Source organism: Photobacterium sp. TY1-4, assembly GCF_025398175.1.
In the GTDB taxonomy this organism is placed as follows: domain Bacteria; phylum Pseudomonadota; class Gammaproteobacteria; order Enterobacterales; family Vibrionaceae; genus Photobacterium.
This window is the reverse complement of the sequence record NZ_CP099734.1, coordinates 327,724-342,657: the sequence shown is the minus strand read 5'-3', so window position 1 is coordinate 342,657 and position 14,934 is coordinate 327,724. Positions and strand designations below refer to the sequence as shown.

The 14,934-nt window shown below is 58.3% G+C and carries 13 protein-coding genes; all 13 read right to left on the bottom strand.

The genetic code is table 11. From position 1 onward, the window contains the following. Positions 1 to 59: 59 nt before the first annotated feature. Positions 60 to 4,112, bottom strand: a complete 4,053-nt coding sequence (locus NH461_RS01660) for a DUF6701 domain-containing protein (RefSeq protein WP_261601622.1) — start codon at positions 4,110 to 4,112, stop codon at positions 60 to 62. 7 nt (positions 4,113 to 4,119) lie between these two features. After that, positions 4,120 to 4,530 (bottom strand): MSHA biogenesis protein MshP, encoded by a 411-nt coding sequence (locus NH461_RS01655; RefSeq protein ID WP_261601621.1) that lies wholly within the window; start codon positions 4,528 to 4,530, stop codon positions 4,120 to 4,122. Beyond that, entirely contained in the window at positions 4,520 to 5,272 is a 753-nt protein-coding gene (locus NH461_RS01650; protein WP_261601620.1) for a PilW family protein, read from the bottom strand. The genes NH461_RS01655 and NH461_RS01650 overlap by 11 nt, the downstream gene beginning before the upstream one ends. Further along, positions 5,272 to 5,979 (bottom strand): prepilin-type N-terminal cleavage/methylation domain-containing protein, encoded by a 708-nt coding sequence (locus tag NH461_RS01645; protein WP_261601619.1) that lies wholly within the window; start codon positions 5,977 to 5,979, stop codon positions 5,272 to 5,274. The genes NH461_RS01650 and NH461_RS01645 overlap by 1 nt, the downstream gene beginning before the upstream one ends. Beyond that, the gene (locus NH461_RS01640; protein ID WP_261601618.1) at positions 5,969 to 6,463 is read right to left on the bottom strand and encodes a type II secretion system protein; all 495 of its coding nucleotides are present in this window, start codon (positions 6,461 to 6,463) and stop codon (positions 5,969 to 5,971) included. The genes NH461_RS01645 and NH461_RS01640 overlap by 11 nt, the downstream gene beginning before the upstream one ends. A gap of 102 nt (positions 6,464 to 6,565) precedes the next feature. Next, the gene (locus tag NH461_RS01635; protein WP_261601617.1) at positions 6,566 to 7,102 is read right to left on the bottom strand and encodes a prepilin-type N-terminal cleavage/methylation domain-containing protein; all 537 of its coding nucleotides are present in this window, start codon (positions 7,100 to 7,102) and stop codon (positions 6,566 to 6,568) included. 20 nt (positions 7,103 to 7,122) lie between these two features. Then, complete coding sequence (locus NH461_RS01630) at positions 7,123 to 7,698, bottom strand: prepilin-type N-terminal cleavage/methylation domain-containing protein (RefSeq protein WP_261601616.1); 576 nt, start codon at positions 7,696 to 7,698, stop codon at positions 7,123 to 7,125. Between the two features lie 37 nt (positions 7,699 to 7,735). Continuing rightward, positions 7,736 to 8,224 carry a hypothetical protein gene (locus NH461_RS01625; protein ID WP_261601615.1) on the bottom strand — a complete coding sequence of 163 codons (489 nt, stop codon included), beginning with the start codon at positions 8,222 to 8,224 and terminating at the stop codon, positions 7,736 to 7,738. Further along, on the bottom strand, positions 8,205 to 9,425 hold the full coding sequence (locus NH461_RS01620) for a type II secretion system F family protein (protein WP_261601614.1): 1,221 nt from the start codon (positions 9,423 to 9,425) through the stop codon (positions 8,205 to 8,207). Before NH461_RS01620 ends, NH461_RS01625 begins: the two co-directional genes overlap by 20 nt. A gap of 21 nt (positions 9,426 to 9,446) precedes the next feature. Next, entirely contained in the window at positions 9,447 to 11,162 is a 1,716-nt protein-coding gene (locus NH461_RS01615; protein WP_261601613.1) for a GspE/PulE family protein, read from the bottom strand. Between the two features lie 5 nt (positions 11,163 to 11,167). Continuing rightward, complete coding sequence (locus NH461_RS01610; protein ID WP_261601612.1) at positions 11,168 to 12,436, bottom strand: tetratricopeptide repeat protein; 1,269 nt, start codon at positions 12,434 to 12,436, stop codon at positions 11,168 to 11,170. Beyond that, entirely contained in the window at positions 12,433 to 13,281 is an 849-nt protein-coding gene (locus NH461_RS01605) for an ExeA family protein (RefSeq protein ID WP_261601611.1), read from the bottom strand. Before NH461_RS01605 ends, NH461_RS01610 begins: the two co-directional genes overlap by 4 nt. Positions 13,282 to 13,283: 2 nt before the next feature. Further along, positions 13,284 to 14,927 carry a pilus (MSHA type) biogenesis protein MshL gene (gene mshL / locus NH461_RS01600; protein WP_261601610.1) on the bottom strand — a complete coding sequence of 548 codons (1,644 nt, stop codon included), beginning with the start codon at positions 14,925 to 14,927 and terminating at the stop codon, positions 13,284 to 13,286. Positions 14,928 to 14,934 lie beyond the last annotated feature (7 nt).

Genomic DNA, 14,934 nt, shown 5'->3' with positions numbered 1-14,934 from the left:
GGGGGCACGGATCGAGACAAGGCAAGCTTTGTCAAACCTGCCACAGATCCGCATTTTCTTTAGTTGAGCAGGATATTGATACCTTTTTCCCCGCGGTAGATGACCCGATCGTTACCGCGATAGGCGCCGAAAGTCACCCGCGCCGAGGGATTCTCATCGCCCTTGCCCCGCCAGTTATACAGCAACCAGGGCTGCGGCTGCGGTCCGGCAAATCCGGATTCACAGGTGATCTCCTGATCCGTAGAGGCGACCTTGTCCGGCTGATGATTGACCAGTTTTTGCCAGAAGCGGACCTGCTCGAGGTAATAGACAACCGGCGCCTCTCCGTTTTGCTTCAATTGATGCGGAAACGCTGTGAGCCAGCCGTTGACAGCCTGACCAAACCGGACCTGATGATGTCCTTCGAGTGTCTTTGACTCACTGTTCAGGTTCATCGATTGCGAGACAATCTGCTTGCAATAATGCTTGCCGTCAAACCAGGAGGCACTGTCGTCGACATTGGTGACAAACTCGCGACCGTCCCAGTATTCCACCCGCAGCGGCACAGCGATCTCGCTATCGGAGCGCCCGGTGACATCTTCCAGCGTCATCCGGCCGTAGCGCGCATCAACTGTGCCAGATAACTTGGTGCCTTCTTTGTCCGGCATCCCCTGCGAATCGTAAACCGTCAGATCCAGGCTCGCGAAATCGGCACAGCCTCGGTGCGTACAGTCATCCCGAGGCATCACCACCAAGCCGATATCCGTCATATACGGACCATCCGGCTCGGAGATCCCCGGTTGTTCAAGGGTGCCCGGTTTCAGCCATTTGCGCTTAAACACAAGTGCAGCATCAGGCACAGATAGCGTTGCCTGCTGCCAGTCCTGCCACCGCGACGGCCCGGCCAACCTGTCGGTTAAGTCATTGGGCTGAAAAACGGCCGGCGCCTGATCGGTTGCAACCAACGCCAATTTGGCCTTCAGGGCCGGAGAAAATAAACCATAGTTCCGGGTTGGCTCGCCCTGGATGTTGCGCGCTTCTACGGAAAACGCAGTCGAAAACGCCTGCTCCATATAGGTAAAGCTGCCATAAGCATTTTTTACTGCACTCGTTTCCAGTACAAAAGCGGCCGGATAAAAGCGGCCGATGGCGCCAACCCCGGGAGAAATGTCCGATCCCAGATAGCGCCCGTCCGCTTTCAGCCATAAGCTTCCCACTTCGCTCCAGCGCAAGTTATCGATCACCAACCCCTGTTTGGCCTGAGCCGGACTTTGGTACTGCTGTACCAAGCTGCCTGTCAGCTCCCCCCTTTGTCCATTTGACGGAGTATGGGGCTTGTCGGCGACCGACAAGGCCAGCGGTGCATCAAGTGCCTGGCGACTCACCTGATAGTAATTCGGTGTTACCCGAGTGCGGCACCAACGCGCCTGCGCGGTGAGCAGCTCACCCGGGCCGTCACCGGTATAGTTTCCGGAGGAATGGGCAAAATCCGGGTAAGCCAGCGGTTTCACCGTGACTGAAAATCGCTCCCCGGCCCGGGCAAAGCCGGGCGAGTTTTCATCACCCGACGTACCAGAAAAATCAGTGTTTCCAGCAGCCGATTGAATATCGCACAAGGCAAAGGTATAGGGCCGCGCGTAGATCACAGCCGTCCCGAACAGCCCTTGCCAGTCACCCTGGTGATCCTCGCAACTGTCACCACCGCACTGTTGCGGTTGCCAAGCCAGATCCTGCAATTTAAATTGCAATTCACCGGCATCAAAATACTGCATCGGCAAAGTCGCGACCCCGTTTTGAAAGCGCAACTGGGTTTCGTGGCTTTGTCCTGGACGCAGAGACTGATCGGCAATTTCGGGCGTCATGTTCTGTGTGGTCGGCCGGACATACCGTAACGAATGTACCGTCAACGTTTTTGCTTCACCGACCGCTTTACCGTAATCCTGGATCACTTCGCAGCTGGCCCCTTGCGATGCGACCGCCTCGACTTTTAAGTTGAGGGGCTTTCCTGCGATCATCGCCGCAGGCGCGCCGCCATTGATCCGAAATCCAAACGGCGCAAAACGGTACGGGCCGCCTGTCGCCTGTAACGTGTTGCCCTGCTCCGTCGTCAGCTGGGCCGACACCTGGATATCCCCGACATTTTGGCTTTGCAAATACAACCAGCGCTCCCCGCCGGACATCGGGATCGAGGTGCTGCCCGGCTCACAAATGCCATTCGGCGTCGCCGCCCAACAAAGTGCGCCATCAGGATCGGAGTCCGGTGAAACCTGCATATTGCCGACAAATCCGGTATCGATGGTGCCATCGGCTTTCTGCACCTCGAATTTGATCGGCATCCGCTCGCAGGTCAGGCCATAGGCCGTCTGCGGCGTGATCACCAGCCGCCGTGAAACCGGTGGCTGACCGCAGCCATCCAAGTCCCCATGAATTTGGGCATTGCCGGACATACTCAAATACTTCGTCGTCACGGCCCCGTTGACGTAAACAATCCCACTCATCGACACCGAGTAGTGACTGACCAGATAAGCACTGATAATGCCGCCCGATAAAGCGATTTCCCCATTGGGCGCCTGCTGAATAATGTAGAGATCCCCCGGATTACCCGGTTGACCGTTACGATAGTTCACCCGGACATTGGCCCCCGAAATACTGGCGCTATTGACGTTCAGGACCGACTTCCGGATCACCTCAATCGACGCCTGCCCCGACACCTTCAGGCTGCCGATCCAGTACTCCCCACCGCTCAGGACCAACTCGTCACGGCCACTGAGTTTCACTTCACTGTAATTCCCCGGAGCCAGCACTACACGGTTATTCTTAGGCGCAATCACATTGCCGGCCGCCGGGGTAAACGGAGTAAATTCCGGCTTTTTCGCCAGCATCAGATCCGCATTCCCGGAGCATCCGCCACTAGGGCAACCACTATTGCCGTTGAATACCACCCTGTTGGGCAAAAAACCTACCTGACGGCCCGGGGCCGCGCCATAAATCGCCGCATTGCCGGACATCGACAGCCGCCCCTCATGGTCAATCACCCCGTCCGCTAATTTCCAGGTCTGAACTGCACTGTTAAAATAATCACAGGTCTGCACTTCAAACGGTTTTTCAAACAGGAAGTAACCCACCCGCTCCGCGACATGGCCCCGTTCAGCATCGGTATCCATGTCTTCATCGATCATAAAACTGGCTTTATCGGGTTCCATCCGACAGCGCCGGACCCAGCCGCCGTTATTGCCCTGACGGGAGTTTTTATTGGCGATAAGAATCGGAATCGACTGAAAGGGGCCAAAATGGGCATAAGTATCACAGCCAATGGTGACCGGATCGCCTTTGCCGATCGAGTTGGTGGTTTGCTGACTCCCCATCTGAAACCGGCGGCCATTGAGTGTGCCAGAGCCATAAGCGGCAACATAACCAATCTCCTCTGCCACCGTCGGGTACGGCCGTTGCTTTTGCCCCCAAAGACCATCCACTTCAGAGCGCTCCAAAGCAATCTCAAAGGTCTGATTGCTGACCCCCTGAACCGTGGATGTCAGCCAGAAGTCGGCATACCTGGCTGCCGCATTATTTCTGGTTTGCACTTGGTGGAGCACGCCGGGGATCACCCCTGCCGGGAAATTCCCGGCCCCGGGGATCTGCGCAAAGCGAATGGTTTCCCATTGGCCTCTGTGAGCGTTATTTTGTGTGGTTAAACGATACTGATACTTTCGAGTCGAGACTGATTCCGCGATCAACATAGTCTCGTCATTCAGCCGGTGCACCCCTTTTTCAATCACCAGATAGTCAATCAGGCGCATCGGCCGGGGAGTCAAATTCGGGTTTGTGTTCCGCCGGGACGGCGGAAGCTGTTGCTGGAACGTCACGGATTCTCGGGTCACATTGAGGATCACCAAGCTGGATGGCTGATCATCCTCATTGCGAAATTCAACTGTATCCATCAGAAAGACCAAAGGCGGTGTGGTATAACTTTCCTGAAAATTGATGGAACAAGGCTGATCAATACAGTCAGCAAAGCCTGACGTCGCCAACACATCGTAACGACCAAACTCCAGTGTCTTGGCCTGTAGTCCGACAGCAGGCGCCAGGAGCACCATCAAGAAAAAGACACGACAGAATAAAACACGCCAACACATCAGTTTTTCACTCCAACTCTCTCGCCCAGGTCTCCTGGGTCCGGGTCACTGACATTTCGCCCGAGCCACAGGTCGCCGTGGCGGTTAAATAATATTGCTTGTGAGGGCCGACCTCGCGGGTTTCACAGCGCAGCGTCAGGCTGCGGCACTGAAACAGCGTGGCATCCAATCCGGAGATCGGCTGCCCCTGGCAAACCTGTGCATCGGCAGTGGTCTGACCCAGCGGGAACAAGCGGCTCAGCAGGTACTCATTGCCGGAATGAGCCGCGAACCAGGCCCGGGTCGCCAGCACTTCGCGGGTGGTGGTGGTCTGCCCCGACCAGTCGATCCGGATCATCGCCGCTGCCATCACGGCCATCACCGTCATGACGAAAATGGCCACCATCAGGGCACTGCCGCGCTGCTTGCTATAAAACATTGATCACCTGCACGGTATGGTTATAGCGGGAAACTTCATCGCTCCGCTCACGCTGTACTTTGAGGAAGATTTGCACCACGCCGAAATTGGCCGCGCCGCCGCTGGCAGAGAACACCTGCTGCGGCTCGCTCTGATCGGGGTCGGGCAGCACGAGATGGTCGGCAATTTGATTGAGCGGACTGGCCGGCTCGTCCCCGATCAGGCGATAGAGCGCGCCCTGCTCGACACAGAACCGGACTTTCTGCCGGTAGATGTAAAACCGCTGTCCCGGCGAGTCCGCGATGGCGATGTCATTTAAGTTCAGCTGATGGGCGGAAACATCCAGGCTGACCACCGACAAACGCTGACGTTCATATTCACGAAAACCGTAATAGCCGATTGCCACATGATCACCGACCCGTATGTCCGGCGCCGCTTCGCTGTTCCAGCCGACCGTCAGCTGCGACTGATCGCGGGCACTGCCCCAGTAAGCACCGGAAGCCATCACCGGATAAAACGCCACACACTGACCATCTTGCTCGGTCTGGACACTGTTGGGGGCGGCATGGCGCAACTCGCGGCTCATTTTCTCCAGTGCAAAGCGGGCGATCTGCTGCGACCGGTCACGGTGCACCGTATCCAGGTAGCTCTGAGCACCAAACTGCAAAAAGTTGCCCACCGCCAGGGAAATAATCGCCAGGATCACCAGCGCGATGATCATTTCCATCAGGGTAAAGCCCCGGGTAGCCTGAAATGATGTCATCAGTAGTTACTCCGCAGGGCCACGAAGGTATAGATGCCGTAACGGCCGGTATCGACGGTGACTTCAATTTTCTTATGCTGATGTGGGTATGTTGTGCCATCGCCGTGATTAAGGGACGGTTCATAGCGCACATCAATTCGGACCGTCATGTTGCGATAGGTATCTGCGTGCTGTTTTTCCGCTTCCAGCAGACTATCTATCACCCCGCGCCAGGGATACGCATTGCTGCCGTAGCGCTGACCACAGAGCGTAAACTCGCCCCAGCAACCATGAAAGTCATCGACATCATCGGCTGCCGGAACCCGCAGGCCCCAACCTTTCTGCGCGTCATTCACCGGATCGAGATACGCAAAATATTCCGGGCTGGTCCCATCCGCGGCGACATTATCCCGCGGCCAGCGACCGGAACTCTCTGGTACAGAGCACGCCACAGCACCCGCCTCACCACAGCGCAGCACGCTGTCATTGTTCGGATCCGAATGCTCGTCAAACTTACGCGATAAGACTTCGTTGAGAAACGCCTGACTAATCGCCGCCGCCCGGGCCTGATAAAAAGGAATGGCCGAGCGTTCCGCCTGGGGAAACAGGAAACTGGTCAGGGTGATCATCGCAATGGCGAGGATCACAATGGTGATCACCCCCTCGATCAGGGTAAACCCGCGCTGGTACTGGCATGACCCTAGATCCGGGCATCGCTTATTCGGCATACACATATCCCTCCCGGTTGATCACCATCACCGCTCGCTCCCGGTCGCCGGAAGCAAACGTCAACCGGCAGCCGTTCAGGCACAGCGGCTGGGGCTGGTGATCGGCATTGAGATAATAAGGCCGTCCCAGCAGGTTGAAATACCAGCGGATTGCCGTCACCGGTGCTCCGGTGACCGACAATTGCAACTGATGGTCCGTCGCCGTGAGCGCCGCCTGGGTCTGAGAGCAACCGTCCGGCGCGCCGAAGCGGGTTGAAGACACCATCAGCGCGTGGCAGGGATCGGGGGCTGCGGAGACATCGCCCTGATTCATGGCAATGGTCTGGATCTGCCGGACAAGGGCGATGGCCTGATCCCGGTTGAGGTAGGCATCAAAATGGCTGCGGCCGATCAGACGCGACGCGGCCGTCACGCTGATGATCCCCACCAGGATAATCACCGCTATCAGCTCAATTAAGGTAAAACCACGTTGATGTCCGGGCATGACGCACCCTGAAATACAGAAATAAAGATAGCTTTCTATTTACGCAGGGCATCCGCACGATGCCCTGGGTAAATAGAGCTCCGAAGAGCTCTATCTGACGGATTAAGCTTTGTCGCCAGCGTCAGTACCGTCTGTTGGTTTGCTCGCTGGAGCCTCTTTACACGCTTCGCCTGTCACAGTTGCAGTCGCGCCTTCCGTTGCAGAAGTCGCTGCAGTGTAAGTCAGGTAACACGCATATGGGATCTCGCCTTCCGCAGTATTTTTATACTCTTTCAGGGTCAGCAGAATAGTTTTACCTGCTTCTTCAGTTTGACCGGTATCTTTTACCACGACCCACTCTTCATCGAAGTTAGACAATGCTTTGACGATCCCGTCCGCGTGTGCTGTCGGGTAACCGAAAATAGTTTTAACACCAGCAACATCAACGGCTGTCGCCTTGTTTTCCTGGCCTTCGATCGCTGCTTTGCCGTACACGATCCCGGCTGCGCCATTGACCGCACCTTTCAGGCCTTGCAGGGCCGAGTTGCGGGCATCACCTTGCAGGTTCAGGAAACGCGGTGCCGCGGTCACAGCCAAAATACCCAGGATGACGATCACCACCACCATCTCGATTAATGTAAATCCACCTTGTCTTTTCATAACTGACTCCAACTTTCTTTTTAGTTCACTAACTGGACTTCAACCTGGCCATTGGCCAGTTTGTACACAAATTGATGCCCTGACTCTGCAGACACGGCATCCCCGTTCGAGCCGGCAGCTGCCGACGCTAACTGGTAGAAATGACATTGCGCATTATCAGCCTTGGCCAGGTAAGCGTAATCGCTCTTGGTGGCCGATTCTGCGACACTGGTGACCTTTGGAGGATTTTGCATCAAATTCTCCATCAACCACGCACAATCACTGCTTTGAAACTGGCGAATGTTCTTTTCCGACTCAGCCAGCGGGTAACCTTCAGAGATCACTCCCTGATCGCTCCCGGCCGTGGTCAGATAAAAGTTCTGTCCGTCATAGTTCACCACGTTGTAGTTCCCCGACACCGGACGTCCATTCGCTTCCCACTGTGCGCGCGCCGACAGGACGGCTGTTGCAAAACCACCCGCAACACCTTGTATTGAAGCTTTTTTCGCTTCATCCGTGACATTCATGAAGCGCGGCAATGCCGCAACAGCCAGCAGGCCAACCACAATGATCACGATGACAAGTTCCACCAGCGAGAAACCGGTTTGTTTTTTCACTTTTTACCTACCTTCCACTCACAACGTCAAAACAACGTCACAAATTCACACCAAGCGTCAAAAAACCGTTGATGTGTATTGTCTCACTTTCATAAAATAATGCCACCCATTTCTTATCGTTAATTTCGTAAAAACAGGTCTGATTTTGACGTTTATTGTCATCACCTTGCACAATGAAACCCTGATAAGGGACCGGTTGCTGCCGGGATGACAGTAAAATCCAGATTTTTTCGCAATCAAGCGCACCATCCCGACGCACCACCGGCCACCCCAGCCGGGTAAATTCGTACGCGATCCCGTCCAGTTGTTGACGGGCCGGCCGGCCGTCAAGCTCCCAGCGCTGACGCAGGCTCGAAGCACTACTTTGCAACGTCTGTACCAAAACATCCAACCGGGTCTGCTCCGCCCGCTCATAGACCCGCCGTCCTTCCAGCAGTAACAGGGCCACCACCACCAGACCGGCACTGAGCCAGAGGAACTGGTGGATCCTGTACTGCTGTCGGTGGTTAAACCCCGCGCGCCACATCGAGCAGACTCCACATCGGCAGGAAAATCCCCAACGCCAGCAGCAGCACCATCATCGCGACAATCCCCAGCAGGATCGGCTCAATCCGCGCGGTCAGGGTTTTCAGGTCGTAATCCACTTCCCGATCGTAGAAATCGGACGCCTCCAGCAGCAGATCATCCACCTGGCCGGTCTCTTCACCGACCGCGATCATCTGCAGCACCAGCGGGGTAAACACCCCGGCCCGGTTGGCCGTACTGGCAATCGAGCTGCCGCTTTCAATGCCGTTTTTCATCTCCAGCAGACGGTTTTCCAGAAAGCGGTTACCCAACGCTTCAGCTGCCATCTGAATGGCCTGATTGAGCGGCACTCCGGCCCGGATCATCAGGGCAAAAGTCCGTGAAAAGCGCGACAGCTGGGCCCGATTGATGATCCCCCCGACAATGGGCACCCTGAGCCGCCAGGCATCCCATTTTTCCTGGCCCGCCGGTGTCTGGCGCCACATTTTGGTGCCAATCCAACCCGCGATCCCGGCCCCGATCATCAGCGGCCAGTAACTGACAAAAAACTCCGAGCTGGCGATCAACAATTTGGTCGACCAGGGCAACTCGACTCCGAAGCGACTGAACATGGCGGTAAACTGCGGGATCACTTTCACATTGAGCACCACAACCGCCAGCATGATCGCCGCCAGGACGAAACTGGGATAACGCATCGCTGACTTGATCCGCCGCCGGGTTTCCATTTCCTGCTCAAAATATCCCGCCAGCTGCAGCAGGGAGTCATCCAGCCGACCGGTGTTTTCCCCGACATGGATCATCGACACAAACAGTTCGCCGAAGACCCGTGGATGCTGCTTCATCGCCACCGAGAGCGTGCGACCATTGGCCAGCTCATCGGAGACGGCTTCGAGCGTCTGTTGCATTAACGGATGCGACGAACTCTGACTCAGCCCTTTCATCGCCCGCAGCAAGGGCACACCGGCTTTGGTCAGGCTGTAGAGCTGACGGCAGAAAATCACCAGCACCTCCAGCGGAATTGAACGCTGGAACAGCATCTGCCAATCCTGCCCTGCGCTCCGCTCTTGTCCCTGGCGGATTTCCAGCGGAATGATCCCCTTACGCATCAGGGCATCGGCAGCCGCATCCTGGGTCGCGGCTTCGATCTGGCCGCGCTTCAACTCCCCCTGCTGGCCGCGGCCGCGGTAGTTAAACGTCGGCATCGCCATTCTCCTGTCGGTTCATTACTGCGCCCCGGCGAAGTTCAAATCCCCTTCGCCCAACAGCATGACTTCGGCGAGGCTGGTCACCCCGTCCAGCGCCAGCGCCATCGCTGATTCAATCAACGGCGTGTACCCCACCGACTTGCGGGCGATTTGGCTGAACTGCACGGCATCATTGGCCCGCAGGGCGTCCATCATCGGCTGGTCAAGCTCCAGCAGCTCAAACACCCCTACCCGCCCTTTATAGCCGGTAAAGTTGCAGCTCTGGCAGCCCCGCCCCCGATGAAACGCCCGCGCCTGATGCTGCGGAAACCGAGCCGCCAGCCACTGTTGCTCGGCGGTTTCCACAGCGACCGAATCGCCGCAGTCCCGGCATACCCGGCGCACCAGTCGCTGGGCCAGTACCGCCCGCACCGCACTGGCCACCAGATAGCCGGGCGCTTCCATATCCATCATCCGCAAGGCGCTGTCGATGGCATCGTTGGTATGCAGGGTCGAGAGGACCAGGTGACCGGTCAGGGCCGATCGCAGGCCGATCTCCACCGTCTCCTGATCCCGCATCTCCCCGATCAGAATGATGTCCGGATCCTGACGCAAAAACGTGCGCAGGATTGATGAAAACGTCAGACCGATTTTGCTGTTCACCTGAACCTGGTTGATCCGGGGCAAGCGATACTCCACCGGATCCTCGGCGGTGATCAATTTCTTGCCCGGCTGATTCAGCTCACTCAGCGCACCGTACAAGGTCGTAGTTTTACCCGAGCCGGTCGGCCCGGTGACCAAAATCATCCCGTGCGGGCGCTTGAGCTGACGTCGCAAACGACTCAGCAGCGCCGGCGGCATGCCGATTTCTTCCAGGCTGAGGATCCCCGCCGACTGATCCAACAAACGCATCACCACCGACTCGCCGTACTGCACCGGCATGGTCGACACACGGACATCCACGGAATGGCCGCGCACTTTGACATTAAAGCGGCCGTCCTGCGGCAGACGTTTCTCCGAGATATCGAGCCCGCTCATCAGCTTCAGGCGCAGCACCAGGGCCGCCGATACACTCGGCTCGTTGAGCAGGGTCTCATGCAGCACCCCGTCGATCCGCTGGCGGATCCGCAGCACATCGGCATCCGGCTCGATATGGATATCCGACGCCCCGATCTGGATCGCATCTTCGAACAGGGAGTTGATCAGCTTGACGACCGTGACTTCTTCGTTGTTCGGATCGTCCATGCCGAACCCGAACTCCGAGCGATTCTGGTGTTCGGCCTGCAACTGCTCGGCAAAGGAGACAATTTCCTGTGTGCGGCGATAATAGCGATCGAACGCCGCCAGCAACTGGCGCTCCGGCGCGATCACCAGCTCGACCCGGTACCGCGCCAGCTGATTAAACACCGCCTCCTGGGCCGCCAGATCGGCCGGGTCGCTCATCGCCACCCGCACCGTATCTCCCTGGGCACTGATCACCAACGCCCGCAGCCGCCGGGCATGCACTTCCGAGAGCAACCCCGCCGCCTCCGGCGACACGGTCATCCGGGTCAAATCAATCAGAGGAATGTCCAGCTGACGGGAGAGAAACTGCAGCATCTGCTGCTCACTGAGAAATCCCATGCTGATCAGGGTATCGCCCAGCTTCCGTCCCGTGCTCTGCTGCTGGTTCAGCGCCTGCTCCAGTTGCTCCGGTGCCACGATGCCCTCTTCGACCAGCAAGTCTCCCAGTCGTTTTCGTAATCGGATTTGCATCGCGCTTAGCCCTCCTGCGCTTCAAGCAGCGCCAGCCGCTGTTGAATAAATTGCTGTGATTGTTGTGAAATACGCCCCATCAACAGTGCCTGCTGATAAGCATCACGGGCGCGCGCCGGGGTTTGATTGCGCTCCAAGGCAATCCCGAGCCCCATCCACCAGCGGCCATCATAAGGCTGCTCGTCGACCAGGCGTTGGTAGCTGGTCATCGCCAGCTCGGGTTGATCCAGCTGCTGCGCCAGGGCGCCGCGCATCGCCAGGTATTCATGACGGCCTGCTTCCGGCAACTGACTCAGCACATTGAGCGCGGCCTGCGGTTGCGATTCATTGACCAACAGCTTGGCCAGGGTCAGACGTAAATCCGGCTGGTCCGCATCCAGAGCGAGGCCGTCCTGCAAGGTCGCCATCGCCTGGCGACTCTCACCGCGGCCATATTGCAGCGCCGCCAGTTTTTGCCGGGCCAGGATCCAGTCCGGCTGGTACTGCACGGCTTCGCGCAGATGACGGATCGCTTTGCGGCTGTCGCCGCTTTTCAGAGCTTGCTCCGCCCGCTGATACGCCACCCGGGACAGTTGCTCACCGTCGAGTTCAACGGTTTCGATCACCAGGGCTTCATCCGCCGCCAGCTCATCGCCCGCTTCATTGCCTGTTGTTTCAACCTGGGATTCGGCAGGCGTTTGGGCTGGCACAGCAGCAACCGCGGCTTGCTTCAGCGGAGCAGCACCCGATGATACGGATGCAGCCTTCGCGGGTTGATGGGCAGCAATTGGCGTCGCCTCTTGCTGTGGCGCTTGCGGCTTGGGCGCTACTGCCACCGCGGCCCGGGACGACAACGCCATGACCGGCACGTCGCCCGGCTTTGATTCTGGCTTGGATTCCGGCCCTGACACCGATTTCGGTGCCGAGGCAATTGCCGTCACTCGCACCGTATCAGCCTGCGGCAACGGGGGTTCGGTCCGCACCGATGAGACCACCGTTGGTTCAGGTGCAGCGGTTGTCGCTTCTACCGCCGTCTCTACTGATGCCTCGACCGACATTTCTGCTTCGACCGCCGTTGCTGCGACCGTATCAGCCGGCGATGACGGCCGGGCATGGACCCCCAGCCACCAGCCCGCACCGCCGGTCACGACAAGCAGGCCCGCAGCCGCCACGGCTCGCCAGCGACGGGGATGGGACGGCACCGGTTTGACCACGGCGGCCTGCAACGGCGGCACCGCACCGGCACGCGATTGTTGCTGGCTCAGGGCGTTCAGCTGTTTGTTGATTTCACTCATGCTCCGTGCCATCCCCACAGGATCGGGAAGGTGCACATCGGCTGACGTGCCCCCAGGGTATCTTTAATTGCCATCAGGACTTCTTTTCGACGAATTGCCGGCACGCCATGACTGCATGCCGCAATAAATGCTTTGTGACACAACTGGTTGATCAATCGCGGGATACCCCGACTCGCCAGCCAGATCTCCCGGTATTGCGCCAGCTGCAACAGCGGCCGCTCGCAACCGGCCTCGGCCAAGCGCTGCTCGATATAAGCGATGGTTTCTGCCAGATCGAGCGGGCGCAGACAGGCGCGGAAGGTGATCCGCTGGCGAAACTGGCGCAGGTGATGCTGCGCCAGACGCTGATCCAGCTCCGGCTGGCCCAACAGTACAATGTGCAGCAGCTTTTCCTGCTCGGTTTCCAGGTTGCCCAGCAAGCGGATCGCTTCAAGGGCATCATCGGGCAAGGCCTGTGCTTCATCAATCACCACCACCACGGACTTGCCTGCCGCTTTGCGGGCGATCAGTGCCTGCTGGAGCTGCTCGGTCAAGGTTGCAGCCGGGATCTCGGCGCTCAGCGCGAGCTCCCGGGCCAGTGCCCGGCGCAATTCATCACCGCTGGTCGCCGGGGTCGGCAGGTAAGCCAGCTCGAACTGGGCCGGCAACTGGCGGATCAGCATCCGGCACACCAGCGTTTTGCCGGTGCCGACCTCGCCGGAGATCTGGATGATCCCCTCGCCCATCTCCAGCGCCGCCAGCGTCATCTGAATCGCTTCCAGATGTGGCGGCAGCGCCACGAACGAGCGGGTATTCGGCGTCAGGGTAAAAGGCAGCGCCTTGAGTCCGAAATGCGACTGGTACATGCTCAGCCCTCGTCAGGGAACCACTCGTTGACCAGAGCGCGCGAGCGCTCAATTTCCTGCTGCCAGGTCAGCTCACTCACCACGGTCGGCTTGAGCAGGATCACCAGCTCGGTTTTGCTCTCAACTTTGTTGACGTTGCGGAACAGGTGGCCCAGAACCGGGATATCCCCCAGCAGAGGCACTTTCGACACCTGATCATTGGTAGCCGATTTCATCAGGCCGCCGATCACCACCACGTCTCCGGAGCGGGCGTGGATCACCGAGTCCGATTCCCGCACCGAACTTTTCGCCAACGGCAGTTTGTAGGTTCCGAACGTCTCTCCCAGCTCGATATCACGCACTTCAGTGGTCACATCCACCACCGCCGGATGGACATGCAACAGCACGCCGCCTTCATCATCAATCTGCGGGGTCACATCCAGCGAGATCCCGGAGAAAAACGGCGTCAGCTCGATATCCGGCGATGCCGTACCGCCGTCGCTGTTCACTTCGCCGCCGGAAATATCCGTCACGAAATACTGATCGCCGCCGACCTTAATCACCGCTTTCTGGTTGTTGGCCGCCGTGACCCGCGGGCTCGACAGGACATTCAAATCCCCCTGGGTATCGAGGAAGCTGAGTACCGACGCGAAGTTGCCGTCTGAAATCGTAATGTTGGTCTGGCCGCCCAGCAGCGAGGCAATCGCATTGCCGCCCGGCAGGGTTTCGCTGATGCTGGTCCGGCCGACATTAATGCTGGTGCCGCCCAGCGTCTTGGAGATGTTGCTCCAGTTCACCCCCTGCTGATAGCCGTCGCTCAGCGTCACTTCCATGATTTTGGCTTCCAGCACCACCTGGCGTTTGAGGCGCTGCTGGGAAATTCCCAGAAAGGTTTTCACTTCGCGCAGCTCGTTCGGGAACGCCCGGACTGAGATCAGGCTGGCCTGCGGCGAGACGACAATGCTGCGGCCCTGACCGGTGCCGATCATCGCCTGCACGGCTTTTTCCAGTTGCTGCCAGAAATCGCTTTCCGAGGTGGTTTCAATCGTCGTGCCGCCGGTCGCGGTGGCATTGCTTTCGGAATAGTTATTGCTGTTATTGTCTTCGCCGTCGCGGTTATTGCGCGAGGTGCTCGACTCACTGCTGGTGATCGAGCCGGTCGTCAGCGAGGTCAGCGAGATCCCGCGGCGCTTGAGCTGCAAGTAATCAACCGGGATCACTTCCGTGCGCAGGGTGGCCGGGAACACCTGGATGATATTGCCTTTGCGCGTGGTGTTATAGCCGTAGATGTCCGAGACCACAGCCAGTACTTCATCCAGGGTCACGTCACGCAACGTCAGGGAAATCCGCCCGCTGACTTCCGGGTGGATCACCATATTCACTGCCGTCCCTTTGACCAGGCTGCCAAAAAAGGCCCGCGCCTCGACATTCCGGGCATTAACCCGGAACCGCTTCTCCAGCACGCTGATCGGGGCATAATCCGGCAACGCGACCTGCGGCAGCAAATCGGCCCGGACCGACGGCGGCAGCTCGGTCAGCGGACGGCTGTTGGCCTCGTTGGCCGCTTCATTGAGCGCCCCTTTAATTTCGACCGGATCCCGGTGTCCCATCTGGGTTGAACAGCCCGCCAGCGACAGCAAAGCAACCCCTAGAAAAAATCCACGCATCTTAACC